15 protein-coding genes, 1 pseudogene and 1 CRISPR repeat array are annotated in these 22,250 nt (G+C 58.1%); of the genes and pseudogenes, 15 read left to right on the plus strand and 1 reads right to left on the minus strand.

Features of this window, described 5'->3' with window-relative positions; genetic code table 11:
* Positions 1 to 18 precede the first annotated feature (18 nt).
* Positions 19 to 1,023, plus strand: a complete 1,005-nt coding sequence (locus Q362_RS0106430; RefSeq protein WP_028318021.1) for a GGDEF domain-containing protein — start codon at positions 19 to 21, stop codon at positions 1,021 to 1,023.
* A 42-nt stretch (positions 1,024 to 1,065) separates the two neighbouring features.
* On the opposite strand, the gene Q362_RS0106435 is transcribed toward Q362_RS0106430, so the two are convergent.
* Positions 1,066 to 1,464 carry a pancreas/duodenum homeobox protein 1 gene (locus tag Q362_RS0106435; RefSeq protein ID WP_245590173.1) on the minus strand — a complete coding sequence of 133 codons (399 nt, stop codon included), beginning with the start codon at positions 1,462 to 1,464 and terminating at the stop codon, positions 1,066 to 1,068.
* A gap of 244 nt (positions 1,465 to 1,708) precedes the next feature.
* Between Q362_RS0106435 and Q362_RS0106440 the strand changes: the two genes are divergently transcribed.
* From Q362_RS0106440 to cas2, 14 genes and pseudogenes are all read left to right on the plus strand, one after another.
* Positions 1,709 to 3,865, plus strand: coding sequence for an ATP-dependent helicase (locus Q362_RS0106440; RefSeq protein ID WP_245590174.1), 2,157 nt, complete (start codon positions 1,709 to 1,711; stop codon positions 3,863 to 3,865).
* Between the two features lie 13 nt (positions 3,866 to 3,878).
* On the plus strand, positions 3,879 to 5,183 hold the full coding sequence (locus Q362_RS0106445) for a bifunctional folylpolyglutamate synthase/dihydrofolate synthase (RefSeq protein ID WP_035215816.1): 1,305 nt from the start codon (positions 3,879 to 3,881) through the stop codon (positions 5,181 to 5,183).
* A complete protein-coding gene (locus Q362_RS0106450; RefSeq protein WP_028318025.1) occupies positions 5,180 to 5,491 on the plus strand; it encodes an HNH endonuclease in 312 nt (103 codons plus the stop codon). Before Q362_RS0106445 ends, Q362_RS0106450 begins: the two co-directional genes overlap by 4 nt.
* 200 nt (positions 5,492 to 5,691) lie before the next feature.
* Positions 5,692 to 7,659 carry a FapA family protein gene (locus Q362_RS0106455; RefSeq protein WP_028318026.1) on the plus strand — a complete coding sequence of 656 codons (1,968 nt, stop codon included), beginning with the start codon at positions 5,692 to 5,694 and terminating at the stop codon, positions 7,657 to 7,659.
* 16 nt (positions 7,660 to 7,675) lie between these two features.
* On the plus strand, positions 7,676 to 8,335 hold the full coding sequence (locus tag Q362_RS19440) for a CBS domain-containing protein (RefSeq protein WP_051553770.1): 660 nt from the start codon (positions 7,676 to 7,678) through the stop codon (positions 8,333 to 8,335).
* Positions 8,336 to 8,774: 439 nt separating this feature from the next.
* Positions 8,775 to 12,434 (plus strand): PAS domain S-box protein, encoded by a 3,660-nt coding sequence (locus Q362_RS22100; RefSeq protein WP_051553772.1) that lies wholly within the window; start codon positions 8,775 to 8,777, stop codon positions 12,432 to 12,434.
* Between the two features lie 500 nt (positions 12,435 to 12,934).
* A complete protein-coding gene (gene cas3, locus Q362_RS19455) occupies positions 12,935 to 15,124 on the plus strand; it encodes a CRISPR-associated helicase Cas3' (protein ID WP_211248452.1) in 2,190 nt (729 codons plus the stop codon).
* Between the two features lie 294 nt (positions 15,125 to 15,418).
* Entirely contained in the window at positions 15,419 to 16,084 is a 666-nt protein-coding gene (gene cas5c, locus Q362_RS0106480) for a type I-C CRISPR-associated protein Cas5c (RefSeq protein WP_028318027.1), read from the plus strand.
* On the plus strand, positions 16,081 to 17,841 hold the full coding sequence (gene cas8c / locus Q362_RS0106485) for a type I-C CRISPR-associated protein Cas8c/Csd1 (RefSeq protein WP_028318028.1): 1,761 nt from the start codon (positions 16,081 to 16,083) through the stop codon (positions 17,839 to 17,841). The genes cas5c and cas8c overlap by 4 nt, the downstream gene beginning before the upstream one ends.
* Positions 17,842 to 17,844: 3 nt before the next feature.
* Positions 17,845 to 18,705 (plus strand): type I-C CRISPR-associated protein Cas7/Csd2, encoded by an 861-nt coding sequence (gene cas7c, locus Q362_RS0106490; protein ID WP_028318029.1) that lies wholly within the window; start codon positions 17,845 to 17,847, stop codon positions 18,703 to 18,705.
* Between the two features lie 32 nt (positions 18,706 to 18,737).
* Positions 18,738 to 19,732 (plus strand): annotated as a pseudogene (locus Q362_RS24970) (virulence RhuM family protein/type II toxin-antitoxin system death-on-curing family toxin); the annotation flags it as partial.
* Between the two features lie 45 nt (positions 19,733 to 19,777).
* On the plus strand, positions 19,778 to 20,455 hold the full coding sequence (gene cas4 / locus Q362_RS0106500) for a CRISPR-associated protein Cas4 (RefSeq protein ID WP_084312374.1): 678 nt from the start codon (positions 19,778 to 19,780) through the stop codon (positions 20,453 to 20,455).
* Positions 20,452 to 21,480 (plus strand): type I-C CRISPR-associated endonuclease Cas1c, encoded by a 1,029-nt coding sequence (cas1c, locus tag Q362_RS0106505; RefSeq protein WP_028318032.1) that lies wholly within the window; start codon positions 20,452 to 20,454, stop codon positions 21,478 to 21,480. The genes cas4 and cas1c overlap by 4 nt, the downstream gene beginning before the upstream one ends.
* A 9-nt stretch (positions 21,481 to 21,489) precedes the next feature.
* Complete coding sequence (gene cas2 / locus Q362_RS0106510; protein WP_028318033.1) at positions 21,490 to 21,780, plus strand: CRISPR-associated endonuclease Cas2; 291 nt, start codon at positions 21,490 to 21,492, stop codon at positions 21,778 to 21,780.
* 175 nt (positions 21,781 to 21,955) lie between these two features.
* Positions 21,956 to 22,247: a CRISPR direct-repeat array (repeat unit 31 nt; unit sequence GTCGCCCCTTCACGGGGGCGTGGATTGAAAC).
* Positions 22,248 to 22,250: the final 3 nt, after the last annotated feature.

Consider the following 22,250-nt stretch of genomic DNA (forward strand, 5'->3'; position numbering starts at 1 on the left):
GCCGACCGCGTGACCGCTATGAACATGAAAGTGCTTGATGACCAGGTCGATATCCAGATCGCCTCCACCGTAGAGAATCTGCTGTCGGAACTCTGCCACTACCGGCAGCAATCGGAAAAGCTCCAGAAAATCAACACCCTCTACCAGAGAATGGCGGGAATCCTCGATCTGCCGGCCATGATCGAGGCCTATTCCATCTGGCTGATGGAATTTGTCGGCCATGAGTTGATCGGCTATCACAACCCGACCCGTCAGCGCATGCACATGTTCTGCTCCTACCACGGCCCCAAGCGGCGGGAAGCCATCCAACTGGCGCAGGAAATCCTCGAGCAACCGGCGAGCCAGGAATCGGACACCGCCCTGGCCATCGGCTTCCGGGTGCACAAATGGGCGTTCACCTCCACTGACTGCCAGGGGCTGCTGGTCATCCTGCGCAAGGGCAAGCCGCTGGTCGAGGACGAATTGCAGTTCATCGACGAGTCGCTCCTCATCCTGGCCGAACCGCTGAAGCGAGCCCTGGAATACGAAGAAATTTTCGCCCAGGCCCGCCGGGACAGCCTGACCGGCCTGCCCAACCGCTTCGTCTTCGAGGAGCGGATCGGCTCCATCGTCGAACAGGCCCGGCGGCATGGCCATCCCCTGACGCTGGCCGCCCTGGATCTGGATCACTTCAAGGCGGTCAACGACACCATGGGGCATCTCATGGGCGATCAGGTGCTGAAACAGGTCGCCGAGACCCTGAAGAAGGAAATCCGCCTCACCGACATGCTGGTCCGCATGGGGGGCGACGAATTTCTCCTGGTCCTGCCCGACACCAGCATGCAGGATGCCAGATTTTTGGCCGAACGGCTCTGCCAGGCGGTGGAACGGCTCAACATCGTCACCAGGGCCGGCAGATTGGCGGTCAGCATCGGCCTGGCCGAATGGCAGCCAAGCATCACCATCGAGAGCTGGCTGGAGCAGGCCGACGATATCCTCTATCAGGCCAAGGCCAACGGCAGAGGGCAGGTCGCCGTCAATTAACCGTCCTCCGCTCCCCCGGCAGCCGCCCCTGCCAGCAAACGCTCACTTGGCGGCCAGCTGCATCCTCAGCGGAATGCAGTGCAACGAGCGCCCCTTCTGTTCGGTATGGCCGAGCTTCCACCCCGTACAGGTCAGACTGCCGCCGAGCTGTTGCTCGATCTCTCCCACCAGTCCCTTGATGTTGATCACCGGATGCCGGCTGAAGACCTCGGGCAGGCCGTAGGTCAGGTTGCAGGCCAGGCAGCGCCCCGGTCGTTCATGCAGGTTCAGGAGGAAATCAAGGGTGTGCCCCTGGGGATCGTACCCCGTGTAGGTCAGGGCGATATCGTAGGCGCCCTCGGCCGCGTCACCGAAAAGGGCGTCGAAAAAGGCATCGGTACGCTCCGGCGGGAACAGCGACCGGAGCACCTCATCCGTGAATATCTGTTCTGGCTGTATCATTGTCGTCCGCATCCTCTGTCAAGGTTTTGTCTTCACACGGCGCCTCACACCATCTTCGCCGGACCGGCGGAACTCCCTCGCTGTTGTGCCGTGTCCGCCCGCAGGCCGTCGCAACGGCCGCCAGCGGCTTGCGACTTTACCCAGTGGCAGCCGCCGGTGTCAACAGGCATTGCACCCCCGGCCCTGCCGTGGTAGAAGACCGGATATGCATCTCCCCTTGTTCCCGACCTCCGCGCAGACCTCCATGATTTCCTCTTCCTCCCTGGCCGAACAGCTCAATCCCGCGCAGTACGCCGCCGTCACCCACAGCGACGGCCCCATCCTGGTGATTGCCGGCGCCGGCTCGGGCAAGACCCGCACCCTGGTCTACCGGATGGCGCATCTCATCGCCCAGGGCGTGCCGCCCGAATCGATCCTGCTGCTCACCTTCACCCGCCGCGCCGCCCAGGAAATGCTCAGCCGCGCCAGCGACCTGACCGCCGGCTCCTGTCGCCGGGTGATGGGCGGGACCTTTCACGCCACCGCCAACATCCTTCTCCGCCGCCACGGCCATCACCTGGACCTGGGCTCCAATTTCACCATCATCGACCGGGGCGACGCCGAGGGCATCATCAACCTGCTCAAATCCTCCCTGGGCATGGCCGGCGCCGGCAAGCGCTTCCCCTCGAAACGGGTGGTGATGAACCTGATCTCCGGCGCGGTCAACAGGGCGACCACCATCGAACAACTCGTGTACGGCGACCACATTCACCTCAGCGAATTCATCAACGATTTCTATACAATCGCCGAGCATTACCGCCAGTTCAAGCTCGATCACGCCCTGATGGACTACGACGACCTGCTCATCAACTGGAAGCGGCTGCTGGCCGAATCGGAAGCGGCCCGGGACGAGCTGTCGACCCGGTTCCGGCACATTCTGGTGGACGAATACCAGGATACCAACCTGCTCCAGGCCGAAATCGTCCGGTTGCTGGCCCATCGCCACAGCAATGTCATGGTGGTCGGCGACGACGCCCAGTCGATCTACAGTTTCAGGGGCGCGGATTTTTCCAACATCATGCGCTTTCCCGAGCAGTTTCCGGGCACCACCATGGTCAAGCTCGAAGAGAACTACCGTTCCACCGAGCCGATTCTGCAACTGACCAACGACATCATCGCCCATGCCGAGAAAAAATTCGCCAAAACGCTCTTCACCGGCAAGGACGGCGGCAGCAGGCCGCAGCTGGTGGTCGCCCCCACCGAGGCGGCCGAGGCCCGTTTCGTGGTCGAGACGATCGAACGGCTCCGTCAGGAAGGAACGCCGCTCCACGATATCGCAGTGCTGTTCCGCTCCGGTTTCCATTCGTTCAAGCTGGAGATCGAACTGGCCGGCCACGGCATCGACTTCGACAAGCGCGGCGGGCTCAAACTCACCGAATCGGCGCACATCAAGGATCTGCTGTCCTTTTTCCGGGTGGTGATCAACCCCTGGGACAACCTGAGCTGGAACCGCATTCTCCTACAATTGGACAAGGTCGGCCCCAAGACCGTGCACAAGATCCTGGCCGCCATCCGGCAATCCGACACCCCCTTCACCGCCCTGGCCGCCTACCGGCCGGCCCCGGCCTGGAAAACCCAGTTCGACCTGCTGGTCGCCACCCTGCAGCGGTTGCAGGAGCCGGGCCAGACACCCTCCGACCAGTTCGATCTGGTCATGGAGTATTACGGCCCGGTGTTCGAGAAGATGTATTACGACGACTACCCCAAAAGGCGCAAGGAACTCGACCAGATCAAGGCCTTGATCGCCGGCTACGGCGACCTGCAATCCTTTGTCGACGACACCGCCCTCGACCCGCCCGACGTTGGCGTGGCGACAGATGTCTTCGCCGACGACAGCCGGCTGATACTCTCCACCATCCACTCGGCCAAGGGGCTGGAGTGGGACACGGTCTTCGTCATCGGGCTGGCCGAGGGCCGCTTTCCCCACATGAACGCCACCCCGGGCGAACAGTGGGAGGAGGAGCGGCGGCTGCTCTATGTGGCCGCGACCCGGGCCAAAAACCAACTGTATCTGACCTATCCGCGCGAGATGGTCACACCGGACCGGCAGCAGATGCGCACCGCCATGTCGCCGTTTCTGCGGGAGATCAACCCTGGCCTGTATCAGGCCATTGACCGGGCCGGCACGGTGACCGCACCGTTGACCAGCCAGTACCAGCCGTCTTCTTCGCTTCCGGCGCCCACGGCCGGGAACAGCGCCTCCCGGACGGTGTTCGCCGAGGGGATGCGGGTCAACCATGCCTTTTTCGGCCCCGGCCGGATCGCCTCGATTCCCGGACCACGCCGGGTGGAGGTCCATTTCGACCGCCACGGCAGCAAGATTCTCCACCTCGACTACGCCAAGCTCGACGTGCTCGAATAAAGGTGGCGCCCCCATGACCGCAACCATGACCACCCGCCAGGCCGAAGCGTGGCTGGAGCAGCGCCAGTTCTTCACCATCAAGCTCGGCCTGGATACCACCCGCGCCCTGCTGGACGAACTGGGCAATCTCCAGGATCGGCTGCGGATCGTCCATATCGCCGGCACCAACGGCAAGGGCTCGGTGGGCGCGACCCTGCAGGCGATCCTCGCGGCCGCCGGCCTGCGCGCCGGTTTTTACTCCTCGCCGCACCTGATCGACGTCCGCGAACGGTTCCGCATCAACGATGCGCTCATGCCCGCAGCCGATTTCGCCAGGCTGACCGCCCGGCTGGCCGCCCTGATCGGTACCCGTTTCGAGCCCACCTATTTCGAATGCACCACTTTGCTCGCCCTCCTGTGGTTCGCGGAGCAGCGGGCCGATGCCGTCATTCTCGAGACCGGCATGGGCGGCCGGCTCGACGCCACCAACGTGGTCTTGCCGCTACTTGCGATCATCACCGATATCAGCCGCGATCACGAACAGTATCTCGGTTCGACCCTGACGGCCATTGCCGGGGAAAAGGCGGGGATCGTCAAGTCCGGTGTTCCGACCGTCTTTTCCGGCAGGGCGGCCGAGGCGCTGCCGGTGATCGAGGCCCGCTGCCAACAACTGGAGAGTCCGCTGTTCGTGTTCGGCCGCGATTTTTCGGCGCAGGCAACAGGCGACAGCACGTTCACCTACCAGGCTGTCACCGGTGCGGTCCACGCCGACCTGCCCCTGCCGCTCCGGGGCGACCATCAGGTGGTCAACACCGCTCTGGCCCTGGCCGCGCTCGACGTGCTGGCGCCGATCTTTCCGGTTGCCGCCGAGGCGGTGGCTACCGGCTTGCGACAGGTTCGCTGGCCCGGCCGCATGGAGCTGATTCCGGTCCGGCACCGGAAAAAAACCGTGCGCGTTCTCCTGGACGGCGCCCACAACGAGGCAGGCGTGGCCGCTTTGGTCCAGACCCTGCGCACCGATTATGCCGATTGCCGGCTCCTGCTCATCTGGGGCAACATGGCGGACAAGCACATGGGCGAGCCCCTGTTCGACCTCCTGACCCTGGCCGCAGCGATTATCCTCACCCGCACCGAATCGCCGCGTTTTGCGGCGCCAGAGACGCTGTTTGCCGGACTGCCGCCCGAATTCCGCGCCAAGACCCGCTGTTGCGAAACCGTTGATCAGGCGCTGGCGATCGTATTGGAGCAGGCCAAACCCGACGATCTCATCTGCGTGGCCGGCTCCCTATACCTGGTCGGCCGGGCGCGCCACCTGCTGTCGGGAGGCTTGGACGGATGAAGAAAGAATATTTTGCCCTCGACGCCATCGACGAGGCCCTGATCCGAGCCGAGCGCGACAAGGCCAGGACCCTGCGCAAGAGCCGTTGGTGGCAGCAGAAGACGGCATCCGGCACCTGCTGGTACTGCGGCCAAAAGGTGGGCTACCACAACCTGACCATGGACCATGTCGTCCCGCTGGCGCGCGGCGGTCGCAGCACCAAAGACAACCTCGTCCCCTGCTGCAAGGAGTGCAACATCAGGAAAAAATCCTCGCTACCGGTGGAATGGGAGGAGTACATGGAAACCCTGCGCCACCGCCGGGAATGACGCCCGCACCCCACCTCTTTTCCGTTTCTCCGACCGGACCCGCATCCTTGGCCGGTGCCTCGACCCGAGCTTCATCCCTGTTCCGGATCGGTCCGCTGCCTCCATCCTGAAATCACAAGAAAATCAGGGATTCTCTTGTTCCGGGGCATTTGTTATGATATGAATTTGATAATACAGACTTTTCACCCAAACATCAGGCCGTGGCCCGCGCACTCTACTCTCTTCATATTCCAGCCGATCACCTCAGCGCCCGCCTGCAGGGTGCTCCCGCAGCCGATGCCGACCTGCGGCTCGCCTCCGGCGAGCAACTCCATCGGCTGCTGCTCCGGCAGGGCATCGTTCACGGTCTTGACGAGGCGGCCATCGCCCGAGCCCAGGAACAAATCGATGCGGGGGAAGCGCTGACCGAACCGATCATCCTTGCCGCCGGGACGCCCCCGGTGATCGGCCGCAAGGGCCTGCAGCCACTCTTTCCTTCCGCGCGCCTGCTAGTCATGGCAACCGATGAATCCGGCCAGTCCCGGCCAATCGAGCTGCTGCTGACACCGCTGGTCCGCAAGGGCGAGACGGTGGCCGGTCCCGGCCCGCCGGTCGCGTCCCAGACTGGCAGGAACATCTTCGGCCAGGAGGTCTCCTGCCCCTTCCCGGCGGAACAGGTCATCGAGCCCGGCGAGCACGTCACCATGCACGCTGACGGCCAACACCTGATCGCCACGGTCAGCGGTTATCCGCGCTACGTCTCCACTCCCTCGCATCGCCTCGAACGCCTGCGCCTCGGTATCGACCGGCTGATCAAGATAACCCCGGACCGCATGCAGGCGGTCCTGTATCTCATCCCACCGCCTCCCGGCCATGCCCTGCCGGATCGGGACACCATTGTGCAGGTCCTCGACGAGGAGCAGGTTGTTTTCGGCCGCCTCCCCCAGGCCATCGACCATTGCCTGGAGCGGTGCGGGGCCGACCAGCGTCCCCGGCATGACGTCGTGGCATTGGGAGCCCTGCCGGTCAACGGCAAGGACGCCTGGCTCCGCTTCGCCATGGAGGTGGGTTCCCTGCCCGGCAAGATCATGGGCAACGGCGAGATCGACTTCCGGGAACGCAACATGTTCATCGGCGTGACCAAGAATCAGCTGATCGCCCAGAAAATCCCGGCAACGGACGGCATCGCCGGCAGGGACCTGTACGGCACGGCCATCGCCCCGGCGCCCGGCAAGGACATCGTCATCCGGACCATGGACGATGCCGCGCTGGACGAGGCGACCGGCGAGATCAGGGCGCTCCGCAACGGCGTGCTGTCCATGGTCACCGACAATTCGGTGCGGGTCTGCTCTCACCACGTCGTGGCGCAGGACGTCGACTTCGAGACCGGCAACATCGTCTCCCGCGATGCCGTGGACATCAGGGGATCGATCCGGCCGAAATTCAAGGTCAGCGTGCTGGGCGACGTCCTGGTCGGCGGCGATGTCGACAAAGCGATGGTGCGGTCGGACGGGAATGTGGTGATCAAGGGCGGCGTCATCGGCAAATTCGCCACCGTGCAGGCCCATGGGGATATCGATGTTGCCTTTGTCATCCAGGGGAGAACCAAAAGCGGCGGCAAGACGGTGCTGCGCCGGCATGGTTCCTATTGCCGGTTGCATGCCTCGGGGGATCTGCATTGCAGTCCTTCGGCCCTGATCATCGCCTCGCAACTGGTCGCCTACGGTTCCGTCACCACCGGTGCCGTCGGCTCGGACATCGCGCCGCCGTCCCTGCTGGCCGCGGCCGTCGTGCCCGACCAGCTGCACCGGTATTTCGAATTGCGGCGTACCATCGAGGAACAGACCCAGGCCATCGAGCGGCTCCGGCATCGCAAGGGGTCGCGTGCGGCCGGCGAGGAACTCGAGGAACTGCTCGAGACCCATGAAGCGAACCGCAGGCAGTTCGCTCGGCTGAACCTGGCCGTACCCAAAGAGCGGGAGGCCGACGACAACGGACTCGCCCATGCCCTGGCCTGTACCATTGTGGCGACGGGCAAGGTGTTCGCCGGCACGGAAATCCGCATCGGCAACAGCCGTATGACCCTGCCCATGACCGTCGGCAATGTCTGTTTCCGCCTGCAGCAGCAGGTCAGCGGCGAAGCCGGCACCCATGCCATCCTCATCATACCCAACAAGAGACAGAAATAATCTCCGGAGAATGCCCATGTTCGTCAAACTGTGGATGACCAGCAACGTCCTCACCGTCACCAGCGACCAACCCATTGTCGAGGTGGAGCGCATCATGCGAGAAAATCGTATCCGCCGGGTCCCGGTGGTCGACGACGGCAAGGTGGTTGGCATCATCAGCAAAGAAGACCTGTTCCGCGCCATGCCCTCCATTTTCGACCCCAGCGTCAGTCCTGAAAACCTGGAACACGCCAGCCGGATCGAGGCCGGCGCCATCATGACCCGCTCGCCGGTCACCGTCGATCCGTCCACGCCGCTGGAGCAGGCGGCGCTGCTGATGCGCACCCACAAATTCGGCTCGCTCCTGGTGATGCAGGACGAACAGCTCGTGGGGATCATTACCGAAACGAATATCTTCGACGCCTTCCTCGAAGTCCTCGGCGCCCGGAAACAGGGGGCCCGCATCGAAATCAAGATCGACCGCAAACCCGCTTCCTTCTATGCGATGCTCCAGGTTTTCAAGAAATGCGAAATGACGGTTCTCGGCATCACGGTCTTTTCCGATTATTCCGAGGAACATCAACTGGTCACCCTCAAGGTGCAGGGCGACAACATGGACCGGCTGATCGACAACCTGTGGGACGCCGGCCTGCAGATCAACCGGATGCACACCGAGGAGCCGGACTCCGAGCCGTAATGCCGCCGCGGACAGGCCGGGGTCCGGTCTGCGGCCGGCGGCTGCGCCGCGTCCTACCCGCCCCGACCGGTCGACGCGGATCTTCCATGGCCGTGGACGGCACGATTCAAAAGAGCACGGAATGAAATGAGGAAGCCATGTGCCGCCACCAGCCGCGCGGAGGAACGTGTCTCCCCTCATCGTCGAAGGGTCCGACTCGACCGCCGTGGGCATGAAGCCGTTGCGGCGCTTCACTTTTCCCGCCGACCTATTGGATTGTCTCCCCGCCTGACGCGTCCGGGCGGGTTTCATTGCACGATCTCCCTCGCGATTCTTGCGGAAAGAGATTATTTTTTTCCCATCGCGTACGCAGTCTCTTTCCCACACGTGCAGAGTGTGCCTCTTCCCAGGGCACCCTCGATGGTGTCGCCATAAGCTTTTTGGGCAAGGAGAACCTCTCATGCAGCCGCCACACCACGATCCGTTCTTTTGCCAGATATTCAATGCCGCTCCGCACCCCTATCTCATCGTGCAGGCCGACGACGACTACACCATCGTCGCGGTGAACGACCGCTATCTGAAGGCGACCGGCACCTCGCGCGACGCCATTGTCGGGCATGGCCTGTTCGAGATATTCCCCGACAATCCGGAGGACAATTCCTCGAATAGCGTCGGCGACCTGCGCACCTCGTTGAACCGTGTCCGGTGCAGCCGGAATGCGGACATCATGGGCATCCAGAAATACGACATTCCGCTCCGGGACGGCAGCACCGACTTCAAGGTGAAGTACTGGAGCCCGGTCAACACCCCCGTGTTCGATCAGGCCGGGAATGTCGCCTACATCATCCATCATGTCGAGGACATTACCGAATTCATGCTCAGCCGGGAACAGGCCGAGCGATCGGGAAAAATCGAGGCGCGGGCCGAACGCATGGAGGCGGAGATCAGGCAACGGGCCGGGGAGATCAAAGACTCCAATCGCGCGCTTAAAATCGCCATGGAGCAATTGGCCACCCTCAACGAACGGTTGACGGATCTGGACCGTCTCAAGTCCGAGTTTTTCGCCAATGTCAGCCATGAACTCCGGACTCCCCTGACCCTCATCCTGGCGCCATTGGAAAAACGGTTGCAACAGCATTCCGACCCTTCCGGGGAAGAACGGCGGGAAACAGAGATGATGCTGCGGAACGCGCGCCTGCTCTATCGCCATGTCAGTGATCTGCTCGACGCCGCCAAACTTGACGCGGGGCGCATGCCCATCGAATACTCGGCCTTTGATCTCGCCGACCTGACCCGGACAACCGCGGCGCAGTTCCAATCCCTGTCGGCGGACAGAGGCATCGACTACGGCATCGATGTTCCGGAGGAGATCGACATCGAGGCTGACAGCGAAAAGATACAACGCATCATCATCAATCTCCTTTCCAACGCCTTCAAATTCACCCCCATGGGCGGTCGTATCGAACTGCGACTCCGCCGGACCGACGAATCGGCGCTCATCGAGGTGGAGGATAACGGCCCCGGCATCCCGCAGGAATTCCGCCACACCGTCTTCGAACGATTCAGCCAGGTAAAGGGCGGCTCCCGCCGCAGTTTCGGCGGCACCGGCCTCGGCCTGGCCATTGTTCAGCACTTCGTGAAACTGCACGGCGGCCATGTCGACCTTGCCGAGGGATCGAGCGGCGGGGCATTGTTCACGATCGCCCTGCCCCTGCACGCGCCCGCCGGAACGGAAGTGGTGCACAGCGCGCCGAGTCGCCTCGATCCCATCATCAGTCACCAGGCCGTGGACGAGTTGCGTCCGCATGAGGACGGCCATCCTGCCGACGAATCGGGCGATTCGCCGTTGATACTGGTGGTTGAAGACAACCACGACCTCAACGCCTTTATCGCCGGCAACCTGCGCCACACCTATCGGGTGGTGAGCGCCTTCGATGGACGGGAAGGATTGAGCAAGGCCCTGGCGCTCATTCCCGATCTCATCATGACCGATGTCATGATGCCGGTCATGGACGGGGAGGAAATGGTCAGCCAACTCCGATCCCATCCCGGCCTGGCCGACGTGCCCATCATCATGCTGACCGCCAAGGTCGACGACGAACTGCGGTTGAAACTGCTCAAGTGCGGCATCCAGGATTACCTTGCCAAGCCTTTCAACATGAAGGAGGTGGTGGCGCGCGTGGACGGATTGGTGGCGGACCGCCGCCGCAATATCGCCCGCCTGCGCCAAAGCGAACGCCGGTACCGGGAACTGATCCAGAACGCCAACAGTGCCATCATCCGGTGGACCGGTGACGGCACGGTCACTTTCTTCAACGACTATGCGCAAAAATTCTTCGGCTGGCCCGCCGAGGACATTGCGGGCAAAAAAGTTGGCATACTCATTCCCGAAGAGCGGAAATCACCGCAAAGCGACCACCCCCAGCCCATCCAGGAGATCATCGATGATCCGGAACACCATTTGAATGTCGTTCATGAAAACATCTGCCGCGACGGCCGCCGGGTGTGGATGACCTGGACCCACCGCGCCATTCGCGACGAACAGGGGAATATCACGGAGTTCCTCACCATTGGCAACGATATCACCGAGCGCCGCCAGGCGGAGTTCGAACGCGAGCGTTTTCGCACGGTGATCGAGCAGACCGACGAAGGCGTGGTCATCACCGATAACGAGGGAACGATCCAGTATGTCAATCCGGCCTTTGAACGGAGAACGGGATTTTCGAGCGAGGAATCCATCGGACAGAATCCCAGGATACTGAAGAGCGGCGAACACGACGAGCCGTTCTACCGGGATCTGTGGGGGACGATCACCAGCGGCAGGACCTGGAAGGGACGTCTCGTCAACAAAAAGAAAGACGGCACGACGTTTACGGAAGCGACCACGATTTCACCCATCTTCGATGCGTCGGGCACCATTGTCAACTATGTCGCGATCAAGCAGGATATTACCGAGCATTTGCTGCTGGAGGCGCAGATCCAGCAGAGCCGGAAGATGGAATCCGTCGGCCGCCTGGCCGGCGGTGTCGCGCACGATTTCAACAATTTTCTTGCCATCATCCTCGGCTACGCCGAGATGGCCATGGGGCAGATCGATGCCACCCATCCCCTCTACGGAAAACTGGAAAAAATCCATGACGCGGCCAGGCGTTCCGCAGACATCGTCCGGCAACTCCTCGCCTTCTCGCGCAAGCAGGCCATCTCACCGAAGGTGCTCGATCTCAATGCCACGGTTGAGGGCATGCTGAAAATGCTCCATCGCCTGATCGGCGAAAACATAGAACTCGTCTGGTCGCCGACAACCGATCTGCCGTCCATAAAGATGGACCGCTCTCAACTCGACCAGATATTGGCCAATTTATGCGTCAACGCCCGCGACGCCATCACGAATATCGGCAGGATCGTCATCGAAACCAAGGCGGCCGTTTTCGACGAAGAATATTGCAGTCTCCACCCGGAGTTCCATCCCGGAACCTTTGCCTTGCTTTCGGTCAGCGACAACGGCTGCGGCATGGAAAGGTCGCTGATCGACAATATCTTCGAGCCTTTTTTTTCGACCAAGGGCGTTCAGGGCACAGGGCTCGGACTGGCCACCGTGTATGGCATTGTCAAACAAAACAACGGATTTATCAATGTGTACAGCGAGCCGGGCAAGGGATCGGTTTTCAAAATCTATCTGCCCTTGCATGCAGGAGCCAAACAGCTCGAGGAGCAGGAAAAGAATCAGTGCGCAACAAGCAAGGGGGAAACCGTCCTGCTTGTCGAGGATGAACCGACTCTGCTTGAAATGAGCCACTCCATGCTGAAGCGTTTGGGCTATCAGGTGCTGGCGGCCTCGCATCCGGCCATGGCCATTGACTTGGCGCATGCGCACTCCGGTGGCATCGACCTGCTCATGACCGACGTCATCATGCCGGAAATGAACGGCAAGGAACTGTCCGAGCGCCTGCACGCATTGATTCCTGGCCTTAAATCATTGTTTGTATCGGGCTACACGGCGGATGTCATAGCCCACCACGGCGTACTCGACCACAACACCCATTTTCTGCAAAAACCGTTCACTCAAAAAGAACTGTCCGTTCAACTCAGGAAGGTTTTGGACGACGGCACGAAGTTCTGAACCCGAGCAGGGTGTTGAAAAACACTCGAGCCCCGAGATCAAATCATATCGGTCATGCATATTCAACCTATTGAAATTATTAGTAAACAGGAGGGATATACGCGATCCTGACATTCGACAGCAGAAATTATTCAGTTCTCTTCCCCCTGAATCCAGGGCTCCCCAAAGCCATCCTCTTCACCCCATTCGTTGCACGGCGGACATTGATGGCCGAACCATGCGGCCCGAAGGCTATGTCATCAGCCAGCATTTTTTTCATTCCTCCCATGAATCACTCCAAATAAACCAGTTGAATCACGGAGGCCTTCTCTCCGTTGCAATAACGGCCATTCCATTCTTCGTCATCCGGATCAGGTCAGCCCGACATTGTAGGACAGCGCAAAATAACGGATGGAAAATGCAAAAGTTTCCCCCCTACAATGACAGAAAGTGCTGAATAGATATCGACCATGGGGTGCGTATCCATCGGTATGTCCGACGAAGAAAGGAGGTTCCTCGTAATGTTCCATTCGTATTATGCCCATTCAACTAAAACTACGGATAAATCCGATTGGCAGCCGCTTTCCGAACATCTTCGCAATGTGGGCGAACTCGCCGAACAGTTTGCCGCTGCTTTCAATGCCGGGCAATGGGGACGATGCGTTGGCTTGCTTCACGACATCGGAAAGGCTTGCGCCGCTTTTCTCGCCAGATTGGAAGGGAAAGCAACTCGCGTTGATCACGTTACTTTTGGCGCCCAATTGGCGCTGAAGTGCGAGAATAAGTTAGGGTATTTGCTCGCGTACGTAATTTGCGGGCACCACGGTGGGCTTCCTGACGGTGGCCCGCAAGAAGGGCAACTGCACTACCGGTTGCGCAAGAATACAGAGAAAACCGAACTGTTACCTGAAGTTGATTGCACCTGGAAATTGACATTCCCTTTCCAGTTGCAGCGCGAATGCGCCATGTTCAGCATGGCATTCTTTACGCGCATGCTTTTTTCCTGCCTGGTGGATGCGGATTTTCTCGATACCGAGGCGTTTTGCGATCCAGATAAATCGACACGCAGAACAGCCTTGCATCGAAATGATTTCATCAGCCTGCGATCATTGTTGCAGTCTTTTATATCGAAGAAACAAGCGCAAGCGCAGCCGGGCAAAGTCAATGCGGCCCGGCAGAAAATTTTAGCACAATGTCTTGCCAAGGCTGCAGAGCCGCAAGGATTCTATTCTTTAGTCGTCCCCACCGGTGGCGGCAAGACTCTTTCATCATTGACCTTCGCGCTGGAGCATGCTGTGCAGCACAATCTGGCGAGGGTGATCTACGCTATCCCTTTTACGTCCATCATCGAACAGAATGCCGAGGTGTTTCGACAGGCGATCGGCGAAAACAACGTATTGGAACATCATTGCAATTATCGCGATCAAGACAGTCGCGAGGATTCCGTCTACGACAAATGGCGCGGACTGGCGGCAGAGAATTGGGATGCTCCGGTCGTGGTGACCACCAACGTGCAATTTTTCGAATCGTTGTACAGCAACAAGACGTCACGGTGTCGCAAGCTGCACAATATTGCCGGGAGTGTGATCGTGCTCGACGAAGCGCAAGCCATTCCGACGGAATACCTGAAACCCTGTTTGTCTGCTTTGCGGGAACTGGTCGATCATTACCGGTGTACCGTTGTGCTGTGCACAGCTACCCCACCTGCTTTTGACGATGCCAGTCTGCTGCGCTCCGCATTGCCGAGGATCGAAAAAATTTTCGATGATCCTGATCAATTGTATGCGGAACTCAAAAGGGTCCGCGTCGAGTTCATCGGAAAATTGAGCAATACGGAGCTGGCTCAGCGGCTAGATAACCATGAACAAGTGTTGTGTATTGTTTCGACGAAAAAACAGGCACAACAGGTTTTTGCTGACCTAACAGATCAAGAAGGCGCATTTCATCTTTCAACCAACATGTATCCCGAGCACCGTTTGCGCGCGCTTCAAGCCATCCGGCAACGGCTTGCCGCGAAGTTGCCATGCCGGGTTGTTGCCACCTCCTTGGTGGAGGCCGGTGTCGATCTCGATTTTCCCGTTGTATACCGGGCCATGGCTGGTCTGGATTCTCTCGCCCAGGCAGCCGGGCGCTGTAACCGCGAAGGACACGCTGACCATGGTCTGGTTTATGTGTTTGAACCGGAGGATATGCCTGCCATGCCCTGGTTGCGGCGCCGCATCTCGCGCGCCAAAGAAACATTGCGCTCGTTTCCGGGCAATGACTGCTTGGGGCTTGCCCCCATGCGTCGCTACTTTGAACTCCTCTACGACGTGGAAAGCCTTGACGAAAAAAATATCGTTGCCCGGTTGAATCCGAAACCGCATGCCGAGCTGATTTTTCCGTTTCAAGAGGTGGCCCAAGATTTCCGGTTGATTGAAGAAGAGGGAATTGGCGTGATTATGCCGGGATTACCGGAAGACAGAGAAGCGATACATGCATTGGTCGAGCAACTGCGGCACGATCCGTTTCCCCATGCGGCCAGGCGGAAATTGCAACACTTTTCGGTCGTGGTACGCAGCAAGGTGCTGGATCGTCTGCGGAGTCAAGGCGCAGTCGAGATAATTCGAGAGACATGGCCGATATTGCTTAACTCAGCTGCTTATGACGGAAGCATGGGGTTTCGAGCCGATATGGCCGAGCTTTGGGATCCAGAGCAGTTATTCTTTTAGAAAAAATTAAACATCTAAGAAATAATCTTTGAATCCATTTTTTATTTGTGCATAATTAATTTTATCAAGGAGGTGATGAACGAATGCGAATTAGATCTTCAGCATCGCTGTTCGGCCGGCAGGTTGTCAATGTGGAGCTTCGCGTCGATCCGCCATAGTCAAGCAAGGCGCTGGGTCGCCCTTACGCATGAGGGCGTGGATTGAAACCTTAGGTGTTTAAATTTGTCGTTTTGAACGAGAGGGTTGTCGCTCCGGCAACCCTCCCTCAAACAAATCGTTCAAGGAGGTGAACCTATGGGGTATGGAGTGAAACTCCGTGTCTGGGGGGATTACGCCTGCTTCTCCCGCCCGGAGATGAAAGTGGAACGGGTGTCGTACGATGTCATGACACCTTCGGCCGCACGGGGCATCCTGGAGGCGATTCATTGGAAACCTGCCATACGCTGGGTAGTGGACAGGATCCGTGTGCTTCGCCCTATTCGTTTCGACAACGTGCGTCGTAACGAAGTGAAGTCGAAGATTTCCAAGCCGAACCCGACAACGGTTATGCGTGAAAAGAAGCCCCTGTTTTATCTGGTGGATGACGGGGACAACCGGCAACAGCGGGCGTCAACCCTGTTGCGCGATGTTGAATATGTCATTGAGGCGCATTTCGAGCTGACCGAAAAAGCTGGGCCAGGTGACAATGAAGGGAAGCATCTGGATATCTTCAACCGCCGCGCCCGCGCTGGTCAGTTTTTCCATCAACCCTGCCTGGGATGCCGTGAATTTCCTGCTTTTTTTGAATTGCTGGATGGGGATGTTCCTGTCTCCTGTTACAAAGGCAAGACCAAGGAATTGGGGTACATGCTGTTGGATATTGACTTCGTTCATGAGATGAAACCGCTTTTTTTCAAAGTCGTTATGGAGAATGGCGTCATCACTCCGCCGGTGCCATGGTCCTCGGAGGTGCGATCATGATTCTTCAGGAGTTGCACCGGTATTATGAACGGAAAACGGACGAACCTGACACAACGATGCCATCTTTTGGTACCAGTGTAGAAAACATTTCTTATGCCTTGGTGCTCAACGAAGATGGAGAATTGCTCGATATTGAAGACCTACGCAATCAGGAAGGCAGACAGTTGCGCCCGCGGAAAATGATTGTGCCGGCTGCCGAGAAAAAAGCCAGTGGGATTAAGCCGAATTTCCTTTGGGATTCGACGAGTTATGTACTTGGGCTTGACGACAAGGGAAAACAGGAACGCACAGACAAATGCCATGAAGCATTTGTCGAGCAATTGCGAATCTATTGCTTGGCCGAGGATCCCGGACTTCAGGCTGTCTTGTCGTTTTTCAACCGCGACTTGCGATCAATAGCAACACGACCGGATTGGGGAGATATCTGCGGCACAAACTTGGTGTTTCGACTGAGTGGGGCGAGAGGTTTTGTGCATGAACGCGAGGCTGCTCGCAAGGCATGGGAGCGATGCCTGGGACAACGTGAAGCAACTGCCGTCGGGCAATGTCTTGTTTCCGGGGAAGTCGAGCAACCGCTTGCCCGGTTGCATCCTTCTGTCAAAGGTGTGCGTGGTGCCCAATCTGCTGGTGCTTCTATCGTTTCATTCAACCTTCCTGCCTTTGAATCATATGGAAAGGAACAATCGTTTAACGCACCTGTCAGCCAAAAAGCGACTTTCAACTATACAACCGCATTGAACTCGTTATTGGGCGTGAAAAGCCGCCAAAAAGTGGTGATTGGGGACACAACCATTGTGTTCTGGGCAGAATGCCGAAGTGTTGCGGAAGAATTTTTTGCCGGCCTGTTCGCGCCAGAAGAAAAAAATACCGCAAAAACAGACACTGAGGATGATTCGCAAACTTCTGCCAAGATATACGATTTACTGAAAAATATTCGTTCGGGAAAACGAGCGGTTGATATTGTCCCGGAATTGGATGAATCCGTCCGTTTCTTTATTTTGGGGCTTGCGCCCAATGCTTCCCGTTTGTCCATCCGTTTCTGGTTGGAGAATACCGTGGGGGGCTTTTTGGAGTGTGTCGGCAAACATTTCCGCGAACTCGCGATAGTGCGCCAATTTGACAGCGAACCGGAATTCCCGCCCCTCTGGCGTCTACTCTGCCAGACCGCAACGCTTGGAAAAAGCGAAAATATTCTGCCCGTGCTTGCGGGCGGCATGACCAAGGCCCTGCTCAGCGGTGCATTATACCCTCAGAGTCTGCTCACCGCGGTCTTGGGCCGCATTCGTTCAGAGCATAATGTGGGCTACTTCCGGGCAGCGTTGCTCAAGGCGTTTCTTATCCGTAACAAACAAATGGAGATCTCTATGTATTACGACCCCGACAGAAAGGATGTCCCCTATTTACTTGGCGGCTTGTTTGCCCTTCTCGAAAAAGCGCAGGCCGACGCAATTCCCGGCACGACCGCCACAATGAAAGATCGTTTTTTCGCCTCGGCGCCGGCAACTCCGGCCAGGGTGTTTCATCTGCTGCTGAAGAATGGAGCCAATCATATCGCGAAATTGCGTAAGGACCCGGCGAAAACGGGTTGGGCGATCAATCTGGAAAAAGCGATTCAAGACACAATGGCTGATATTGATAACTTTCCGCCGGCCATGTCACCGGAAGAACAGGGACTGTTCATGATCGGCTACTACCAGCGGATGAAGGATTTGTATACCAGTAAGAAGACAACTACCACTACGACCGAGGAGAATTGAACCATGACTGCACTTGCCAATCGTTATGAATTTGCCCTGCTTTTTGACGTGGAAAACGGCAACCCCAACGGTGATCCCGATGCAGGCAACACCCCGCGCGTCGACCCCGAAACCGGGCACGGTTTGGTGACAGACGTCTGCCTTAAACGAAAAATTAGAAATCATATAGCGTTGGCCAAGGACGGAGCGGAGGGGTTCAAAATTTATATACAGGAAAAGGCTGTGCTCAACCGAACCAATGAAGAGGCATACAAGGCCTTTGATTTAAAGCCGGAAACCAAAAAACTGCCGAAAAAAATCGAGGATGCCCTGCGGGTGACAGGCTGGATGTGCACCAATTTCTACGATATTCGTGCGTTTGGCGCAGTCATGACTACTGAGATCAATTGCGGACAGGTGCGCGGGCCGGTGCAGTTGGCATTTGCAAAAAGTGTCGATCCCATTATTCCGCAAGAAATCAGCATCACGAGAATGGCTGTCACGAATGAGAAGGACTTGGAAAAAGAACGCACCATGGGGCGTAAGCATATCGTTCCATATGGGTTGTATATGGCCAAGGGGTTTATATCCGCCCCTCTGGCGGAGAAAACGGGCTTTTCCGATCAAGATGTGAACTTGTTGTGGGATGCTCTCATCAACATGTTTGAACACGACCGCTCGGCGGCTCGTGGCTTGATGAGTAGCCGCAAGCTCTTCGTGTTCAAGCACGACGGCAAGATGGGCAATGCCCCGGCACATAAACTGTTTGACTTGATTGATATTAAGCGTGCGGAGGGTTCTTCGGGGCCAGCCCGTTCATTTAAAGATTATACCGTGCAGATCGGTGCAGTACCTGCCGGGGTGACCTTGGAGGAAAAGCTGTAAGAATGAGCAGCTAATCTGAGGTGCTGATTCGTATGGATCATAACGTATTCAAACCGGCTGCCCCCCAAAACCTCGGCACCGTTTTACTTTATCAAACGGAAGATGGCCGAACCGCACTGGATGTGCGGCTTAAGAAAGAAACAGCCTGGCTTTCGTTGACTCAAATGGTCGAACTGTTTGAGCGGGATAAATCCGTTATATCCAGACATCTCGGGAACATCTTTCGGGAAGGGGAATTGGCCAAGGAGGCAGTTGTTGCAATAAATGCAACAACTGCCTCCGACGGCACGACCTACCAGGTCGAGTATTACAAACCTGGACGCGGTTATCTCCGTTGGCTACAGGGTCAATTCCAAGCGCGGCACCCAATTCCGCATCTGGGCAACCTCGGTGCTGAAGGAGTATTTGGTCAAGGGATACGCCCTGAATCAGCGGCGGCTTGCTGAACAAGGGGCGGTCGAGTGCGCAGCGTATTGGAGCTTCTGGCTGCCACTCTGGAACAACACGAACCGGCGAATAAAAGCGGGCTGGCCGTGGTGCGGTTGGCGCGGAGGTACGGCGTGAGTTGGCAGTTGCTGCTCCTGTACGATGAGGACAGGCTCTCCTTGCCGACCGGGCTCAACCGGCGAGAGTCCATGGAGTTTGATCTGGTGGTCGTTCGCCAGGCAATCGCCTGCCTGCGGGGTGAACTGGCTCTCAAGGGTGAAGCCACCGATCTGTTCGGCCGAGAGCGAGGCGAGAGTCTGACCGGTATTCTCGGCTCCATTTATCAGACCTTTGGCCGGTCAGGATCTTTATCCCAGTGTCGAGGAGAGAGCTGCACACCTGCTTTATTTCGTAATCAAGGATCATCCCTTCAGTGATGGTAACAAGCGCATCGGCTCTTTTCTTTTCCTCCTCTATTTACAGGAAAACAGTCTGATCGAAGCGGTCCGGTTTGACAACAAGGAACAAGGCGCTGGTCGCCCTGGCTCTGCTGGTTGCCGCCTCCGATCCCTCCCAGAAGGATCTGCTTGTCCGGTTGATCGTCAATCTGCTGGGAGAAACAATAAATCCGGACGGAGGTGGGTGCATGGCTGAGTATTCTCCAACCAAAGCGGACGCGGAAAAATACGATTCGGCATTGTTCGACGAAGACGATCTGGTGATGATCTCGGCGTTGCAGCACTACCTGTTCTGTCCGCGCCAGTGTGCTCTAATTCACATCGAACAGCAGTGGCGGGAAAATCAACTGACCGCCGAGGGGCGCATTCTCCATGAGCGGGTGCATACCAGCGGTCGGGAATCGCGCCGCGTCCTGCGGGTGGAATACGACGTGCCCATCCGTTCTTTGCAGCTGGGGGTGACGGGACGGGCCGACATCATCGAGTTTCATCTTGAGGAAGATGGTTCGTGGCTGCCGCTGCCCGTGGAATACAAGCGCGGCCGGCCGAAAAAAGATGATACCGACCGGGCGCAGTTGTGCGCCCAGGCCATCTGCCTGGAAGAGATGCTGGCATGCACGATATCCGAAGGCGCGCTCTATTACGGAAAACAAAGGCGGCGCTCGGTGGTGGTCTTTGATGCCCCCTTACGGGAAAAGACAGCCCAGATTGCAGCCGAGGTGCATGCCCTGCTGGCCGAGGGTAAAACGCCGCCGCCGCACTATGCCGAACGCTGCGAAAGTTGTTCGTTTCTGCCGCTCTGTCTGCCCAAGGTGGTGATTCGCAATCAAGTAGGCAAATATCTGCGGAAAATGGTGGAAGCGTGAAAAAACATCTCAACACTTTGTTCGTCACCACTCAGGGCGCTTATTTGGCCAAGGATGGTGAAACCGTGGCGGTGCGCGTTGAGGGCCAGACAGCCCTGCGGGTGCCACTGCACACCTTGGAATCGATTGTCTGCTTCGGTAATGTCGGTTGCAGTCCTTTTTTGATGGGAGCCTGCGGCGAACGGAAGGTGGAGTTGAGTTTCTTGAGTGAGAACGGCCGGTTTCTGGCTCGGGTCCAGGGGCCGACTGCGGGAAATGTGCTTCTGCGGCGCGAGCAGTACCGGCGAGCGGATGATCTTGGCTTTTCCGCCGGGGTGGCTGCGGCCTGCGTGCTCGGCAAGGTGGCCAACTGCCGCACGGTGCTGTTGCGGGCACTGCGCGATCATGGTGATAAGGTTGATACTCCGTTCTTGCAGGAGGCGATCAACCGTCTGGGTGCGGCACTCAGGCGGTTACAGAGCGGGTTGGGCCTGGAAGAGACTCGCGGGGTGGAAGGCGATGCGGCCCGCGTTTATTTTAGTGCCTTCGATCACTTGATCGTGCGCGACAAGAAGCACTTTTTCATGCGACAACGCAGCCGTCGCCCGCCACTCGACCGCATCAACTGCCTTCTTTCCTTTCTCTACACCCTGGTGGTCAATGATATCCGCTCGGCACTCGAATCGGTGGGGCTTGATCCGGCTGTAGGTTATCTGCATCGCGATCGACCGGGTCGGGCCGGGTTGGCGCTCGATCTGATGGAGGAATTTCGACCGATGGCGGATCGATTGGCGGTCTCGCTGGTCAACCTAGGGCAGATGCGCCGGGACGATTTTGTTGTCAGCGACGGCGGCGCGGTGCGAATGAGCGATGCCGCCCGCAAAACTCTGTTGATGGCTTATCAGAAGCGCAAACAGGAAGAGATGGTGCACCCGTTTGTGGAAGAGAAGATGTCGTTGGGCCTGTTCTACCACATCCAGGCCTTACTGTTTGCCCGCTATCTACGGGGCGAACTCGACGGCTATCCTCCGATGATCTGGAAGTAGGGGGCAGCCATGATGGTATTGGTGAGTTATGACGTACGCACCAGCGAACCGGGCGGAACCAAGCGGTTGCGGAGGGTGGCCAAGGTATGTCGCAATTTCGGTCAACGGGTGCAATTTTCGGTGTTTGAATGCATGGTGGACCCGGCCCAATGGACCCGGCTACGCCAAGCGCTGATTGACGAAATAGACGTGGAGGCTGACAGCCTCCGTTTTTATTTCCTCGGAGCCAACTGGCGCAACCGGGTGGAGCATGTCGGTGCCAAGGAAAGTTTGGACCAGGAGGGTCCGCTTATTGTCTAAAACCGGTCCGCGAACCGCCCGCGCCCAGCAAAAGACGGGCGATTCGCGATGCTGATTGTCGCGATGGTTAAGAGGAAATTGATGCAGGCAAGGGAGGTGAACCATGCTGCCCGCAACTGACGATCGCGGAACACGCTGTGAAAACTGATTCGTGACGCAAGGTTACGAATCAGCCGTCGCCCCTTCACGGGGGCGTGGATTGAAACGCTCCTTGAGAAATGGTGGATTATTTGACCAGGAAGTCGCCCCTTCACGGGGGCGTGGATTGAAACCTTTCGTGCCCGGTGTGGTAGAAATTGAGGATGAGTCGCCCCTTCACGGGGGCGTGGATTGAAACCTGGTGTTGATCCCCATGCTTTGCAGCCAGGATGTCGCCCCTTCACGGGGGCGTGGATTGAAACAGCGTTGCCGCCTGTGTCGCCGGGATGTACTCGGCGTCGCCCCTTCACGGGGGCGTGGATTGAAACTTG

This window comes from Desulfobulbus elongatus DSM 2908 (assembly GCF_000621145.1).
In the GTDB taxonomy this organism is placed as follows: domain Bacteria; phylum Desulfobacterota; class Desulfobulbia; order Desulfobulbales; family Desulfobulbaceae; genus Desulfobulbus; species Desulfobulbus elongatus.

What these genes read in the sequence shown, in the direction of transcription:
- cas7c (WP_028318029.1), top strand. Translation starts at nt 17,845, where the DNA reads ATGACTGCACTTGCCAATCGTTATGAATTTGCCCTGCTTTTTGACGTG.
- Q362_RS0106445 (WP_035215816.1), top strand. Translation starts at nt 3,879, where the DNA reads ATGACCGCAACCATGACCACCCGCCAGGCCGAAGCGTGGCTGGAGCAG.
- Q362_RS19440 (WP_051553770.1), top strand. Translation starts at nt 7,676, where the DNA reads ATGTTCGTCAAACTGTGGATGACCAGCAACGTCCTCACCGTCACCAGC.
- cas2 (WP_028318033.1), top strand. Translation starts at nt 21,490, where the DNA reads ATGATGGTATTGGTGAGTTATGACGTACGCACCAGCGAACCGGGCGGA.
- Q362_RS0106440 (WP_245590174.1), top strand. Translation starts at nt 1,709, where the DNA reads ATGATTTCCTCTTCCTCCCTGGCCGAACAGCTCAATCCCGCGCAGTAC.
- cas5c (WP_028318027.1), top strand. Translation starts at nt 15,419, where the DNA reads ATGGGGTATGGAGTGAAACTCCGTGTCTGGGGGGATTACGCCTGCTTC.
- Q362_RS22100 (WP_051553772.1), top strand. Translation starts at nt 8,775, where the DNA reads ATGCAGCCGCCACACCACGATCCGTTCTTTTGCCAGATATTCAATGCC.
- cas8c (WP_028318028.1), top strand. Translation starts at nt 16,081, where the DNA reads ATGATTCTTCAGGAGTTGCACCGGTATTATGAACGGAAAACGGACGAA.
- cas4 (WP_084312374.1), top strand. Translation starts at nt 19,778, where the DNA reads ATGGCTGAGTATTCTCCAACCAAAGCGGACGCGGAAAAATACGATTCG.
- Q362_RS0106435 (WP_245590173.1), bottom strand. Translation starts at nt 1,464, where the DNA reads ATGATACAGCCAGAACAGATATTCACGGATGAGGTGCTCCGGTCGCTG.
- Q362_RS0106450 (WP_028318025.1), top strand. Translation starts at nt 5,180, where the DNA reads ATGAAGAAAGAATATTTTGCCCTCGACGCCATCGACGAGGCCCTGATC.
- Q362_RS0106430 (WP_028318021.1), top strand. Translation starts at nt 19, where the DNA reads ATGAACATGAAAGTGCTTGATGACCAGGTCGATATCCAGATCGCCTCC.
- cas3 (WP_211248452.1), top strand. Translation starts at nt 12,935, where the DNA reads ATGTTCCATTCGTATTATGCCCATTCAACTAAAACTACGGATAAATCC.